This window comes from Enterobacter sp. Y17, assembly GCF_019730495.1.
In the GTDB taxonomy this organism is placed as follows: Bacteria; Pseudomonadota; Gammaproteobacteria; order Enterobacterales; family Enterobacteriaceae; genus Enterobacter; species Enterobacter asburiae_B.
On the sequence record NZ_JAASKP010000003.1, the window covers coordinates 222,900 to 234,940 of the forward strand.

14 protein-coding genes, 1 other RNA gene and 1 pseudogene are annotated in these 12,041 nt (G+C 50.8%); 6 read left to right on the plus strand and 10 right to left on the minus strand.

Features of this window, described 5'->3' with window-relative positions:
* The first annotated feature begins 500 nt into the window (after positions 1-500).
* The 3 genes from HCH49_RS17225 to HCH49_RS17235 are packed head-to-tail and all read left to right on the plus strand — an operon-like array spanning position 501 to position 2,354.
* Entirely contained in the window at positions 501-1,028 is a 528-nt protein-coding gene (locus HCH49_RS17225; RefSeq protein WP_023294382.1) for a tetratricopeptide repeat protein, read from the plus strand.
* Between the two features lie 7 nt (positions 1,029-1,035).
* Positions 1,036-1,566 (plus strand): sigma-70 family RNA polymerase sigma factor, encoded by a 531-nt coding sequence (locus HCH49_RS17230; RefSeq protein WP_112778433.1) that lies wholly within the window; start codon positions 1,036-1,038, stop codon positions 1,564-1,566.
* A complete protein-coding gene (locus tag HCH49_RS17235) occupies positions 1,563-2,354 on the plus strand; it encodes an anti-sigma factor (RefSeq protein WP_221703058.1) in 792 nt (263 codons plus the stop codon). Before HCH49_RS17230 ends, HCH49_RS17235 begins: the two co-directional genes overlap by 4 nt.
* On the opposite strand, the gene HCH49_RS17240 is transcribed toward HCH49_RS17235, so the two are convergent.
* The 7 genes and pseudogenes from HCH49_RS17240 to smpB all read right to left on the minus strand — a co-directional run bounded on the left by HCH49_RS17240 (position 2,346) and on the right by smpB (position 7,202).
* Positions 2,346-2,903, minus strand: coding sequence for a YceI family protein (locus tag HCH49_RS17240; protein ID WP_033146331.1), 558 nt, complete (start codon positions 2,901-2,903; stop codon positions 2,346-2,348). The genes HCH49_RS17235 and HCH49_RS17240 overlap by 9 nt on opposite strands.
* Before the next feature lie 174 nt (positions 2,904-3,077).
* A complete protein-coding gene (locus tag HCH49_RS17245) occupies positions 3,078-3,434 on the minus strand; it encodes a hypothetical protein (protein ID WP_029740047.1) in 357 nt (118 codons plus the stop codon).
* A gap of 659 nt (positions 3,435-4,093) precedes the next feature.
* Complete coding sequence (locus tag HCH49_RS17250; protein WP_221703059.1) at positions 4,094-5,068, minus strand: hypothetical protein; 975 nt, start codon at positions 5,066-5,068, stop codon at positions 4,094-4,096.
* A 7-nt stretch (positions 5,069-5,075) separates the two neighbouring features.
* A pseudogene (locus HCH49_RS22260) lies at positions 5,076-5,153 on the minus strand (integrase); the annotation flags it as partial.
* Between the two features lie 48 nt (positions 5,154-5,201).
* On the minus strand, positions 5,202-6,065 hold the full coding sequence (locus tag HCH49_RS17255) for an HNH endonuclease (RefSeq protein ID WP_221703060.1): 864 nt from the start codon (positions 6,063-6,065) through the stop codon (positions 5,202-5,204).
* A 201-nt stretch (positions 6,066-6,266) separates the two neighbouring features.
* Positions 6,267-6,630, minus strand: a transfer-messenger RNA (tmRNA) gene (gene ssrA, locus HCH49_RS17260).
* 89 nt (positions 6,631-6,719) lie between these two features.
* Positions 6,720-7,202, minus strand: a complete 483-nt coding sequence (gene smpB / locus HCH49_RS17265; RefSeq protein ID WP_221703061.1) for an SsrA-binding protein SmpB — start codon at positions 7,200-7,202, stop codon at positions 6,720-6,722.
* A 157-nt stretch (positions 7,203-7,359) separates the two neighbouring features.
* Here smpB and HCH49_RS17270 point away from each other — a divergent pair, with 157 nt between their 5' ends.
* Both HCH49_RS17270 and HCH49_RS17275 read left to right on the plus strand, forming a co-directional pair.
* Positions 7,360-7,797, plus strand: a complete 438-nt coding sequence (locus tag HCH49_RS17270) for a type II toxin-antitoxin system RatA family toxin (protein WP_024908332.1) — start codon at positions 7,360-7,362, stop codon at positions 7,795-7,797.
* Positions 7,787-8,074, plus strand: a complete 288-nt coding sequence (locus tag HCH49_RS17275) for an RnfH family protein (RefSeq protein ID WP_025759268.1) — start codon at positions 7,787-7,789, stop codon at positions 8,072-8,074. The genes HCH49_RS17270 and HCH49_RS17275 overlap by 11 nt, the downstream gene beginning before the upstream one ends.
* Positions 8,075-8,177: 103 nt before the next feature.
* On the opposite strand, the gene bamE is transcribed toward HCH49_RS17275, so the two are convergent.
* From bamE to nadK, 3 genes are all read right to left on the minus strand, one after another.
* Positions 8,178-8,516 (minus strand): outer membrane protein assembly factor BamE, encoded by a 339-nt coding sequence (bamE, locus tag HCH49_RS17280; protein WP_008502502.1) that lies wholly within the window; start codon positions 8,514-8,516, stop codon positions 8,178-8,180.
* A gap of 138 nt (positions 8,517-8,654) precedes the next feature.
* Positions 8,655-10,316 (minus strand): DNA repair protein RecN, encoded by a 1,662-nt coding sequence (recN, locus tag HCH49_RS17285; RefSeq protein WP_033146256.1) that lies wholly within the window; start codon positions 10,314-10,316, stop codon positions 8,655-8,657.
* 85 nt (positions 10,317-10,401) lie between these two features.
* A complete protein-coding gene (nadK, locus tag HCH49_RS17290; RefSeq protein ID WP_008502500.1) occupies positions 10,402-11,280 on the minus strand; it encodes an NAD(+) kinase in 879 nt (292 codons plus the stop codon).
* A 122-nt stretch (positions 11,281-11,402) separates the two neighbouring features.
* On the opposite strand from nadK, the gene grpE reads away from it, so the two are divergent.
* Positions 11,403-11,996: a nucleotide exchange factor GrpE gene (gene grpE / locus HCH49_RS17295; protein ID WP_023333122.1), complete on the plus strand. Its 594-nt coding sequence runs from the start codon at positions 11,403-11,405 to the stop codon at positions 11,994-11,996.
* The last annotated feature ends 45 nt before the right edge of the window (positions 11,997-12,041 follow it).

Below are 12,041 nucleotides of genomic sequence, written 5' to 3' on the forward strand. Positions count from 1 at the left end.
TGATATAGACAGAAAACGAAGGTTGTGCAAATTAAGCTTTCGTAAATAAGTGCAAAAACAATGAAGAGGGCATTAATGTATTGTGGTGGTTAATAATTCACTTGTCTCAACCTTTTGTTTTATATGATTTTAGTTTTAACCTGTGGCGTTGATTCTGAATATGATTTACGCAGTATGATAATTGGTAGGGAACATTTTTAATATAATGTAAAACGTTATTGTTTAAGCGCGCTTAATATGCATTTAAGTTAGGGTAACGTTTTTGATATAAGATATATTATGTCACCCACACAATAAAATATATTCTTATGCAGGCTTAAAACTCTGCTATCACGCGAAAATAATAGCGTTAAGTAAAGGGTGAAATAACCTGATTTATTTCCATTGGGGCTACGACGTCAGCATGATTTTGCGACAGCAAAAAATTCACGGGGAGAATGAATAAAAATCGTCAGTCGGGCGTTTACTGACGTCACTCCCTTCTTACCCTGGAGCTTTATATGAACACGACCTCGTTTCGTTTGATCCCGGTGCTGATTTTTTCCCTGCTGTCCCCCCTGGCGCTGGCAATGGGCAATAATAGTACCGAGAGCAAAACGCCCGATTGTCCTTCCGGACAGGTGTATGACAGCGCCACCCAGAAATGCGTGCCGGACAAGAGCAGCAGCCTCAGCGACCAGGACAAAACCAACTATGCGTACCATCTCGCGAAGAAAGGCGAGTATCAGGCGGCGCTGAACCTGCTTGATTCGCTGAAAAATGGCAATACGGCTGAAGCGTGGAACTATCGCGGGTTCGCCACGCGCAAGCTTGGCCGCACGGACGAAGGGATTGGTTACTACCAGCGCGCGCTGGCTATCGCACCGGATTATGCCAAAGCCCGGGAATATCTCGGTGAAGCGTGGATGGTAAAAGGACGTCCTGACCTCGCGAAAGAACAGCTGAAGGTGATTGCCGGTATTTGTGGCCAGTCCTGCGAGGAGTACCGTGACCTGCAGGCCGCCATCAACGGGCATCCGGAATCCTGATTTTCTCGTGGAGGGAAAACACATCGCTACCAGTGAGGTTCGTCAACAGTTAGCCGCACACCTGCCGCGTCTCTGGCGCTATGGGCTGGTGCTGTCGCGAAACAGGGATATCGCCGAAGAGCTGGTTCAGTCCACCTGCGTGCGTGCGCTTGAAAGGAGCAGCCAGTATACGCCGGGCACGCGCATCGACAGGTGGCTGTTCGCGATACTGCACTCCATCTGGATCTCTGAGCTTCGGGCACGACACGTGCGTCAGGGGCAGGGATTTGTGGCCAGCGACGAGCTTCTGGCGCCGGACACCCGCGAACAGGATGAGACGCGCCTGCATTACATGAAGGTGATGCAGCGCGTCAACGCGCTGCCTGAAGCCCAGCGCAACGCGGTATTTTTGGTTTATGTCGAAGGCTTTACCTACCAGGAGGCGGCGGACACTCTGGCGGTGCCTATCGGTACCGTGATGAGCCGGCTGGCGACGGCGCGGGCTCGGCTTGCCAGGTCCGCTGACGCACTGCCTCCGGCAAAGGAGAAACGCTCTTGAACTCGCACCGTTTTGCACCGCCCTATAACGACGACGCTATCGTGGCATGGATAGATGGCGAGATGTGCCGCGCCGACGCGCAGCAATTTGAAGAACAGTTGAAAAGTGACGAACGCCTCTCCGGGCGAACCGCCGAACTGATGAAAAGCAGCCAGGATTTCGCCGGGGCGTTTGCCCCCCTGCTGGATGAGGCACCTCTGGAGGCAATGCAGGCGCGTCTGGCGGCACTTCCCGATCCACAATCCTCCACGCCGGCTGGCGTCAGCAGGCGGGCGCTGATCGCCGCGTCGGCCAGCTTTTTGATGGGCGGATCCGGGCTGGGCTACCTGCTGCGGCCCGCTTCCGCGCCAGCGGATGAGAACGCTCATATTCGCGACCTCGAAGCGCAATATATGTCCCTGTACAGCGTTGAGACGCTGCTGGATATGGACAGCGCAACGCCGGTCCTGCAGCGCGGGCTGGAACGAGCCTCGCAGGACATCGGCATCAAGCTGAACATGTCGCAGCTTGTCCTGCAGGGGGCAGAGCTGAAAATGGTGCGAATGCTGCGCTATGAAACCACCTCGATCGCGCAGATTGCCTGGATTAACGCCGACTACGGCCCGATGGCGCTCTGTATCTCTCCTGTAGATGAGAAGACTATGGCCTCTCTGCGCCAGGAGCAGCGGCACGGCATGAACCTGGCGTGGTGGCAGGAGGCGGGCTACCAGTTTGTCCTGATTGGCCGCAACCCGCCGTCTCACCTGCGGGGAAACGCGGAGCAGCTACAGCGCCTCATCTCAGGATGACGGCACGTCGTTCGTCTGAATCGCAATAGCGATGGCAATACGATCGTCCACGACCAGCGCAAACTTATCCATCCCGTAGGCCGCGCGCGAGATCGCCGTCGTGGCATCCAGCGTGAGGGCCTGCGCGTGCGGGTCTTTCACGACAGCCTCCAGGATCACCGGGCGGGCGATGTTTCGTACGGTCAGCGTGCCGAACACCCTGAACCGCCCGTCGCCTTGGGCGACCACGCGAGAGCTGATGAACTCGATAGTTGGATAACGCTCGGATTCAAAAAACATATCGCTTTTCAGCTGCCAGGTGAGCAGCTTGTTTGAGGCTACGAGAGTCGCTACGGGAATGGTGACGTGAATATGGTCGTCGACGTCGTTTTCCGGGTTGAGCGTCACGGCGCCCGTCACGCCACTGAACGTCGCCCAGGAGAGGATGCCGCCGAAGGCATGCCACGACAGCCGAATGGCGGTGTTATTGGCGTCAATTATGTAGCTCTTCGGGGCAGCCATCGCCCACGGACAAACCAAAACAAGCACTATCACCAGGCGTCGCAGCATCACAGGATCTCTTTTAGGGGGGCAGGGAGTAAACGCGTCACCCCCGGGATCTATTCGGCTTTGTTGACATTATTTCAACCGGAGCGCGATAACCGGACCTGGTGACAAGTGTAGCCTTGAGAATGCAGAACTGCGGGGAATAAAAAAGGCCGCTTGCGCGGCCTTTCGAAGGGATTACTCAGTGACTTTCTTTTCCAGCTCGCTGGCACCTTCTTTGGTTTTGTTCCAGCCTTTCTCAGCGCCTTCTTTGGTGGCATCCCACCCTTTCTCGGTGCCTTGTTTGGTTTTATGCCAGGCTTTCTGGGAATCTTCGCTGACCTTGCTGCCCAGGCTTTCGCTTTTACCCTCCGCAGCATGCTTCTGTTTCAGCTTCAGCTCTTCACCTTTGTTCTGCTCTTCGTGCAGTTTTTGCTTCGCCTCGTTGGCGTTTGCGTTCGCCGCAGCGACGGTATCGTCAGTTGCATGTGTGGTCGCAGCAAATACTGGGGAAGCCAGCAGAACGGCAGATAATGCGATAATTGTTTTTTTCATAATATCCTCATTTAACGTTATCGGTTATGAGCGTGATTCAGCATGGCACAGGCGAAACGGGATGGCTTTAGGAAAAAACTGTAATGAGATCAATGTTCCCTGAAGAGGGATATTTCGCCTGAGGATTATCCAAAGGATAAAAATCCTATTTCAGCAAGGGCGGCGAGGGTCAGGAGAATGAAGATAATAACGGTTATGGGTCTGTACATGGTGGGTTCCTTCCGGGTTGAGCGGCTATTCCGTAGCGCTGGGTGGTGTGGGTAATTTTGCACAGGAGAAAGGGAAGGGGGATGATGTTTGTCAAAGGGATGGAAGGAACCATGGGCATGGGGCACAAAAAAGCCCGCAGGGCTTGCGCCGTGCGGGCTTTCAGGACTTCATCAGTCGACTCTGGTGATCGCCGATGAAGAATTTTGGGCTGGCGGGAGTTGAACCCGCGTCCGAAATTTCTACATACTAATTAAATCATAATGAAATCATTGTTTTAGCTTATAAAACAACATGTTAGTTTTTAGAGGTATCTAAGAGTTTTAGCTGGTTTTGTTGTTGTGCCGCCATTTTGCCGCCAAAATTATATTCCTAGTGAGAAGTTTTAGCAGCATCACTCACTGGGATATCGAAAGCTTGTGTTGAGAGTAAAAAATACTTTACTGAGAAAACTATATCGCATCATATATATCTTTTGCGCATGACCGTAGTTTTCTGCATTTATTAATTAACTCTGGGTGTGTATTCTTTGTTACACCAATTATATTAAGTATCTCAGATAAAACTATATATAATTTGTGGCAAAAAATAAACAATTCAACGGTTGCTATTTTTAATTGGAGTTCTTTATTGTCAATCTTTGCATCGAAGAACCTGTAATATGTAATATATTCATCGAGAGCAATGTATTTGCAGATTGAGAGTAACCCATCTTTTATTTTTAAAAGGTCGGCATCTTTCCGAGTAACACCTGTGATTTTTTTTTGGTTAATGACTTTCTCGTCAAAAGCGTTGAATGTGTCTAAAGACTTATCTATCAGACGTTCTATTACTAGTAGTGTTTTCTTTGACGGTACGTATTGCGGTCCAGATTCAGGCGAAGATTCCGGATAGAATTTTTCATATAGACTGTTTGGTCTACCAACGTATACGCCTAGTTCGTTTATTTTTTCAATGTAACTATTTAATTTTTCGTTTGGTGACGTCCTGATTGGTCTGCTGGCATTCACTTTCGTAAAATTTTCGACGTATGATTTGTTATGTGCATAATACATATCAGATAGATTTTTTTCTTCTGATAGTTCTATTTGTTTTTTTATTTGAAAAGTTCTATGGACGTTCGCTGCTAGCGCTCCTAGGGGCAATGTTAAACTCAGGATTAGCAATGGTAATTTGCTGATCTCTAGGAAAACACTCATTCCTTTACTATCAAATTGTGGAGTGTGCCCGTTCCATGAAAGGCAGCCAAAATATAAAAAACTTAAAAAAGGTGCTAATATAGCAATATGGAAAGGTGTCTGTTTTAATAATTGTTCATGATTGAAGGTGTAATATTTTCTTTTAACGATAAAGTAAATGGCAATCCCAATAAGGGCAAGGTAAATCCATAATGGCATGAGTGAAATTAAGTAGTCAGTAAAATACATATTAGTCTCATTTCAGGTTGTATAAAGGATTTTTAGTCACAGCATCTTCTAAATGCTCTGGTGAAAAATGCGAGTATATCATAGTAGATCATCTTTTGTTGGCTAAGTGACGATATGACTAAGTCTATCTGGCTTATTCTTCTGGAATCTCTCTACCCTGCTTAACTAAATGCTTTATAGTTGCATAATCATAATATCCAGCGGCGACTTGTTTAGCATATTCGATCCGTTTTAAGGCAATTGCTTTTTCATACATCGCACTTTTTACCGATATTGCTAAGAAGTGGTCAAGTTCCGCTAATTCCTCAGGCGTCCTGTCTACAGTAAAGAGATAGCGACGTTCGTGATGCTCAATAGCACCAACCAGAAATGCCGCCCGGCCTGCAATATTATGCAAGGGTTTATCGCCCAGCAGGTTATTACATTGTGGGCAAGATGGTACTGTGTGGCTGCGATCGTAATGCCTAACCCCACCTCTCCAAGCAACTGAAACAACATGGTCACGAACAATACCTGAATGATAGTCGCCACAATAGATGCATCGTGGTCGGTCTGAGTCATGTTGATTTATATTTAACGTTGATGTCGAGTTAAATTCTTCGCGTACATAAGGGACTGGTTTTTTTCGCTTAGCGCGACTTGCTATGACAGCCCTGATTGCTTCATCAGGTAAAGGCTCATCTTCTATTTTAGATGTTTTCTTTGCTGGGAGTTTTTCAGCCTTGCTTAAAGCATCGCCAGCAAATGATCTTACCTTTGGAGAAAATTTTGTTGTCACAAAAAGTCTGTCTAATGTTGAACTACTTATTTCTGCAGATCCTGGCTTTTGGGAGGGTACTTGCTGATTAACGCGACTCTGACCAGAATCAGCCTGAGAAATTGGTGTAGCAATAAAGACATAACCGCTAGAAATTTTATTTACAGTACAAGTAAATTTATCTTCATTATAACGCTTGCGAAAATGCTCTAAAGCCTGCTCTCTTGTGATGAAAGCCATCCGCTCCTCCCATCGATCACTAAACTTATGGATGAAACATTTAATCAGTAGAGCCTACATTCACCAATGGACAATGTCTATTGGACTTACTGATTTGGACTAATACACTGGTATGAGATGTAGGGAAGATTGGCTGTCGCCATTTTGCCGCCAATATTAAAGACAAAGGGGCTACGTTTTCACGTAACCCCTTGTTTTATTTGGTGGAGCTGGCGGGAGTTGAACCCGCGTCCGAAATTTCTACATCCTCGGTACTACATGCTTAGTTTGTCTTTACATTCGCACGCCAGCTGCGGACAGACACGCCACTAACGAACTAGCCTGATTAGTTTTAACGCTTCAACCCCAGGCAGGGCTTCCACGCGATCTCTTTTGGGTTTGACCTCTCTTTGATCCCCGTCTTAAGAGCGGAAGCTAGGGAGAGAGGGCTCAGAGCAGGTTATTAAGCTGCTAAAGCGTAGTTTTCGTCGTTTGCGACTATTTTTTTGCGGCTTTTAACGAGGCAAACCGCCCCTCGGCATGCACCTTGGGTTTCGCAAATCCCGTCGAATCCAGAATCAGCCCCAATAGTGTTGAACTTAGTATACCAGATTTCACTTCCTGGATACCAGCCCGGAACGCTAACTTATTGAATAGTACAATAAGTGTGCAGAATCAACGTCCTGCGTTTTTCATGATGCGCGCTTTATCAAGCTGCCACTCGCGCTCTTTCAGGTCAGTACGTTTGTCGTGCTGTTTTTTACCCTTCGCGACGCCAACTTTCACCTTGCACCATGCGTTTTTCCAGTACAGCGACAGGGCTACAACGGTGAAACCTTCACGGTTGATGCGTCCGTAGAGGGATTCCAGCTCACGCTTGTTCAGCAGCAGCTTGCGGGTGCGCGTTGGGTCACACACGTAGTGTGAGGAGGCGACGGTCAGCGGCGTAAAGTTCGCGCCGAACAGGAAGGCTTCGCCATCTTTCAGGATCACGTAGCTATCGCCGATGTTGGCTTTCCCGGTGCGCAGCGATTTTACTTCCCAGCCCTGCAACGCAAGGCCAGCTTCGAATTCTTCTTCAATGAAATACTCGTGGCGAGCACGCTTGTTGAGCGCAATGGTCGCCGAGCCTGGTTTATGTGCTTTTTTCTTCGTCATAAGTGTCGTAAAGCCGTCGGTAATCTGATTTCAAAAAAGTCACCTCATTGCGTCCTGTGAGGTCTAACGCGCTATCTTAGCACGAGATGAGGCTTAGCGTTTTTTTAACAGGTGATAAATGTTATTATTTGTCCGTTGTGTGACCATGGGAAATGCTATGCCTCAGATTAGCCGTACTGCGCTTGTGCCTTACAGCGCGGAACAAATGTATCAGTTAGTGAACGATGTTCAGTCTTATCCAGAATTTATTCCTGGATGCACCGGGAGCCGCGTTCTGGAGTCCGGCCCGACGCAGATGACCGCGGCGGTGGATGTCTCCAAAGCGGGGATCAGCAAGACGTTCACCACCCGTAATACGCTGACCAGCAATCAGAGTATTTTGATGCATCTGGTGGATGGTCCGTTTAAAACCCTGATGGGGGGCTGGAAGTTTACGCCGCTGAGCGCTGACGCCTGTCGCATTGAGTTCCAGCTGGACTTTGAATTTACCAATAAGCTGATTGAGCTGGCGTTTGGCCGCATTTTTAAAGAGCTGGCTTCGAATATGGTTCAGGCGTTCACCACCCGCGCCAAAGAGGTTTACAGTGTCGCATAAGATTGCTGTAGAAGTGGTGTATGCGCTGCCGGAGAAGCAGTATCTGCAGCGCGTGACGCTGGAAGAGGGGGCAACCGTTGAGGCGGCTATCCGCGCGTCCGGCATCCTCGAACTTCGCAGCGATATCGACCTGGCGAAAAATAAGGTCGGGATTTATAGCCGTCCGGTGAAGCTGGGTGATGTGCTGAAAGAGGGCGACCGGGTCGAGATTTATCGCCCGCTGATCGCTGATCCGAAAGAACTGCGACGTCAGCGTGCGGAGAAATCGGGTAAGTAGCGTGTTTTCCCCTCACCCTGACCCTCTCCCCAAAGGGGCGAGGGGATAAAAGAAAAACAAAAAAGGTGCTCAATGAGCACCTTTTTGCATTTCTGACTTCTGATTATTTGGTCAGGGCAGGCTTGTTGTCGATGTTGGTCAACACACCGGCGCTGCTGAAGGTCAGCGTCAGGGTCTGCTGGGTCGCATCTTCGTGGCCCGGCTTCTGACGGAATACATAGAACCAGGTATTAGTGCCGAACGGATCGGACATCATCGGGGTTCCCAGTGCATAAGCGACCTGCTGTTGTGTCATCCCCACACGGATTTTGGACACATCGTTAGGGGTAAGGTAGTTCCCCTGGTTGATGTCAGGACGGTAAACCACTTTCTCCAGAGTGGAACAGCCTGCGGTCAACATCAGAAGAACCGCTGCGGCAGCGGTCAGCATTTTACAACGCATAGTGATTTGATTCCTTTTCGGGCCCGAGCAGAACGCGGCTCATATGTAATATGCCGATGATAATAGACCTTGTCCCACTTTGAAACCGGTCTGGCGGCGTTTTTGTTGTTCTGTATGACCCTGAGATCCCGAAAAAGTTTATGCCGCCAGCAGTTCTTTCGCGTTCGCGAGCGTATTGCGGGTGACTTCGCTGCCGCCGAGCAGGCGAGCAAGCTCCTGCAGACGCGCACGTTTATCCAGCGGCTTCATGTGCGTTTCGGTCATTTCACCGTCGGTTTCTTTACTGACGATAAAGTGATGATGACCACAGCCCGCGACCTGCGGCAGGTGGGTGACACACATCACCTGCGTTGATTCGCCTAGCTGGCGCAGCAGTTTGCCCACCACCGCTGCCGTTGGGCCGCTGATGCCGACATCCACTTCATCGAAAATCAGCGCCGGGGTTTCCATTTTACGCGCGGTAATCACCTGAATCGCCAGCGCAATACGCGAAAGTTCACCACCGGAGGCCACTTTGGAGATAGCCTGCAGCGGCTGCCCCGGGTTGGTGGTGACGCGGAACTCGATGCGGTCCGCACCTTCTGCCGTCAGGTGGTTCTCTTCAAAGCGGACATCAATGGTGAAGATACCGTGCGGCATCGCCAGCGTGTGCATGCTGTCGGTGATGTGCTGGCTTAGCTCCTGGGCATAATGCTGACGGATTTCATGCAGCTTTTGCGCTGTCGCCAGCGCCTGTTCATGATGCAGGTTCACCGCGAGAGAGAGGGTTTCCTGCGAGTCAGCCTGATCGTCAAGCTGCTGCTGTTCTTCCAGCAGAGACTGATAGAATCCTGGCAGCTCTTCCGGCGTGACGTGGTGCTTGCGCGCCAGTGAAATTTGACGGGAAATGCGCTGCTCCAGCTCAAACAGACGGTTCGGGTCGAGATCCAGACGTTCACAGTAGTGGCGCAGTTCGTCACTGGCTTCGGAGATCTGAATGGCCGCTTCTTCCAGCATATCCAGGACGCCAGAAAGCTTGCTGTCCATGCCAACCAGTTCGGTAATGAGCTGGCGGACGTTATACAGCTGGCTTTGCAGGTTCACGTCTTCGCCGTCCGCCAGCAGGTTGAGCGCATTCTGGCTGGTTGAGAGCAGGTGGCCGCTGTTCGCCAGACGTTTGTACTCTTCGTCGATTTGCTCAAACTCACCCGGCTGCGGGTTGAATTCGTTGAGCTCTTTAAGCTGGTACGCCAGCAGCTCCGCACGTGCTGCGCGCTCCTGGCTTTGCTGCTGGTGCTGGGCAAGTTCACGGCAGCTCTGATGCCACTGGCGATAGTGCTCCGCCATAAGCTGAGTAAGCGCGTACTCACCCGCATAGCCATCGAGCAGCGCTTTCTGCTGTTCAGGTTTGACGAGTTGCTGGTGCGCGTGCTGACCGTGGATCTGGATAAGCAGCTGGCCGAGTTCGCGAAGCTGGGAGAGCGGGACCGCCGTGCCGTTGATAAAGCCACGTGAACGACCGTCGCTGCTGATCACGCGGCGAAGTAAACACTCACGTCCATCTTCAAGCTGGTTCTGTTCCAGCCAGCGCTGGGCGGCAGGGGTGTCTTTCAGGGAGAAACGGGCGCACAGGTCGGCACGGTTTGCGCCCATGCGCACCATGTCGCCCTCTGCGCGGCCACCAAGGCACAAGCCGAGGGCATCAATGGCAATGGATTTACCTGCACCGGTTTCCCCGGTGATCGCCGTCATGCCGCTGTGGAAATCGATCTCAAGCTCACGAACAATGGCAAAGTTGCTGATGGTCAGTTGTGCCAGCATAATTGTTTTCCTGTATGAAAAACCATAACTGTGTTTTCATACAGTATAAACTGGTTTTTTATACAGTAAAGTACTGGATGCAAAATCAGAACAATTTTTTTGACCAGCCAAGCTTCGAGCTTAATGTGTTGAAATAGCTGTAATCTTTCGGATGAATCAGATTAAGGTGGTAATCACATCGACGAATGAGAACATCTTCACCTTCCTGGATCGGCAGCGCTATCTGGCTGTCGCAGCTGATCTCCAGGTCGTTACGGCGGTGCGAGAAGCGCAGACGTATCGTGCTGTCGCCGTTGATGACCAGCGGGCGGGCGGAGAGCGTGTGCGGAAACATCGGCACAAGGGTGATGGCATCCAGCGAAGGCGTCAGGATCGGGCCGCCGGCAGAAAGCGAGTAGGCGGTTGAGCCGGTCGGAGTGGAGATAATCAGCCCGTCGGAACGCTGGGAGAAGGCAAAGATTTCGTCGATGTAAACTTCGAATTCAATCATGTGCGCCACTTTTCCGGGGTGAAGAACCACCTCGTTAATTGCGGTGCTGATGCGCTTCTGACAGTCCTGCTGGCACACCTGCGCTTCCAGTAAAAATCGTTTTTCGCTGATATAGTGCCCTTCCAGCACGTCAGCCAGCTGCTGCTGCGCATTGTCCGGGTCGAGGTCGGTTAAAAAGCCGAGATTGCCACGGTTGATGCCGATGACCTTAATGTCATAACGCGCCAGCGTGCGGGCCGCGCCGAGCATATTGCCGTCGCCGCCCACCACCACGGCGAGATCGGCCTGTTGGCCAATTTCCGCCAGCGTGCCGGTTTTGACGCTCTTCAGCTGCAGCTCCTGCGCAATCTGCTGCTCGACCATCACTTCATAGCCTTTGCTACACAACCAGCGATACAACATTTCATGTGTCGTTAGTGCGGTAGGGTGACGCGGATGCCCGACGATCCCAATACACCTGAAATGATTATTCATTTTCTGGAGGTCCTTGTGCCTGATGAATGATGACAATCTGTCTTGTTCCCTTGAATCCCGGAAACTGATCCCCATAATAAGCGAAGTTAGCGAGATGAATGCAGAAAAACGCGGAGAAATTCATGAGTAGTAAAGAACAGAAAACGCCTGAGGGGCAAGCCCCTGAAGAAATTATCACGGAACAGCACGATGAAGTTGAGGCTGTAGAGCCAGACGCATCTGCTGAGCAGGTGGACCCGCGCGATGAAAAAATTGCGAATCTGGAAGCCCAGCTGGTAGAAGCACAGAATCGCGAACGCGATGGTGTTCTGCGCATCAAGGCGGAAATGGAAAACCTGCGTCGTCGTACCGAGCAGGACGTTGAGAAGGCGCATAAATTTGCGCTGGAGAAATTCGTCAACGAACTGCTGCCGGTAATCGATAGCCTCGATCGCGCGCTGGAAGTGGCTGACAAAGCGAATCCGGACAACGCGGCGATGATCGAAGGTATCGAACTGACGCTGAAATCCATGCTCGACGTGGTGCGTAAGTTTGGCGTGGAAGTGATTGCCGATACCAACGTACCGCTGGATCCAAACGTCCACCAGGCGATTGCAATGGTGGAGTCCGAAGAGGTCGAAGCCGGTAAAGTGCTGGGCGTGATGCAGAAAGGTTACACCCTGAACGGCCGTACCATTCGCGCTGCGATGGTGACCGTGGCGAAAGCGAAAGCGTAATTTGCCATTCGTAGTGCCGGGTGGCGGTTTCGCCTTACCCGGCCT

Excerpts from the sequence above, each read along its gene's own strand:
- HCH49_RS17225 (WP_023294382.1), top strand. The coding sequence starts at position 501 with ATGAACACGACCTCGTTTCGTTTGATCCCGGTGCTGATTTTTTCCCTG.
- HCH49_RS17240 (WP_033146331.1), bottom strand. The coding sequence starts at position 2,903 with ATGCTGCGACGCCTGGTGATAGTGCTTGTTTTGGTTTGTCCGTGGGCG.
- HCH49_RS17245 (WP_029740047.1), bottom strand. The coding sequence starts at position 3,434 with ATGAAAAAAACAATTATCGCATTATCTGCCGTTCTGCTGGCTTCCCCA.
- HCH49_RS17250 (WP_221703059.1), bottom strand. The coding sequence starts at position 5,068 with ATGTATTTTACTGACTACTTAATTTCACTCATGCCATTATGGATTTAC.
- HCH49_RS17255 (WP_221703060.1), bottom strand. The coding sequence starts at position 6,065 with ATGGCTTTCATCACAAGAGAGCAGGCTTTAGAGCATTTTCGCAAGCGT.
- smpB (WP_221703061.1), bottom strand. The coding sequence starts at position 7,202 with ATGACGAAGAAAAAAGCACATAAACCAGGCTCGGCGACCATTGCGCTC.
- HCH49_RS17270 (WP_024908332.1), top strand. The coding sequence starts at position 7,360 with ATGCCTCAGATTAGCCGTACTGCGCTTGTGCCTTACAGCGCGGAACAA.
- bamE (WP_008502502.1), bottom strand. The coding sequence starts at position 8,516 with ATGCGTTGTAAAATGCTGACCGCTGCCGCAGCGGTTCTTCTGATGTTG.
- recN (WP_033146256.1), bottom strand. The coding sequence starts at position 10,316 with ATGCTGGCACAACTGACCATCAGCAACTTTGCCATTGTTCGTGAGCTT.
- nadK (WP_008502500.1), bottom strand. The coding sequence starts at position 11,280 with ATGAATAATCATTTCAGGTGTATTGGGATCGTCGGGCATCCGCGTCAC.
- grpE (WP_023333122.1), top strand. The coding sequence starts at position 11,403 with ATGAGTAGTAAAGAACAGAAAACGCCTGAGGGGCAAGCCCCTGAAGAA.